A 1,095-nucleotide genomic window follows, 5' to 3' on the forward strand; every position below is an offset into this window, starting at 1 on the left:
GCTTCGGGCGGTTAGTATCACAAGGTTCATCATGGGCGCGTTCACACGGGTACGGGAATATCAACCCGTTGTCCATCGACTACGCCTGTCGGCCTCGCCTTAGGTCCCGACTTACCCTGGGCGGATTAGCCTGGCCCAGGAACCCTTGGTCATCCGGCGGACGAGTTTCTCACTCGTCTTTCGCTACTCATGCCTGCATTCTCACTCGCATAGCGTCCACGGCTGGATTCCTCCGCCGCTTCAACCGCTACACGACGCTCCCCTACCCATCCCAGCACAAGGCTGAAATGACACAGCTTCGGTGGTGTGCTTAAGCCCCGCTACATTGTCGGCGCAGGACCACTTGACCAGTGAGCTATTACGCACTCTTTAAAGGGTGGCTGCTTCTAAGCCAACCTCCTGGCTGTCTGTGCGACCCCACATCCTTTCCCACTTAGCACACACTTAGGGACCTTAGCTGGCGTTCTGGGCTGTTTCCCTCTCGACTACGAAGCTTATCCCCCGCAGTCTCACTGCCGCACTCTCACACCACGGTATTCGGAGTTTGGTTGATTTCGGTAAGCTTGTAGGCCCCCTAGACCATCCAGTGCTCTACCCCCGCGGTGAAACATACGACGCTGCACCTAAATGCATTTCGGGGAGAACCAGCTATCACGGTGTTTGATTGGCCTTTCACCCCTAACCACAGCTCATCCCCCAGGTTTTCAACCCTGGTGGGTTCGGGCCTCCACGCGGTCTTACCCGCGCTTCACCCTGGCCATGGCTAGATCACACCGCTTCGGGTCTAGACCACGCGACTCAAGCGCCCTATTCAGACTCGCTTTCGCTACGGCTACCCCACACGGGTTAACCTCGCCACGTAGCACTAACTCGCAGGCTCATTCTTCAAAAGGCACGCCGTCACCCCTAAAGGCTCCGACGGATTGTAGGCACACGGTTTCAGGTACTATTTCACTCCCCTCCCGGGGTACTTTTCATCTTTCCCTCACGGTACTAGTCCGCTATCGGTCACCAGGGAGTATTTAGGCTTAGCGGGTGGTCCCGCCAGATTCACAGCGAATTTCACGAGTACGCTGCTACTTGGGAACACTCTAA

1 rRNA gene is annotated in these 1,095 nt (G+C 56.6%); it reads right to left on the minus strand.

What is annotated here, in order from left to right:
• Positions 1-1,095: ribosomal RNA gene (locus ABZ345_RS47460) — 23S ribosomal RNA — on the minus strand; the annotation flags it as partial.

This window comes from Lentzea sp. NPDC005914, assembly GCF_040629405.1.
Classification (GTDB): Bacteria; Actinomycetota; Actinomycetes; order Mycobacteriales; family Pseudonocardiaceae; genus Lentzea.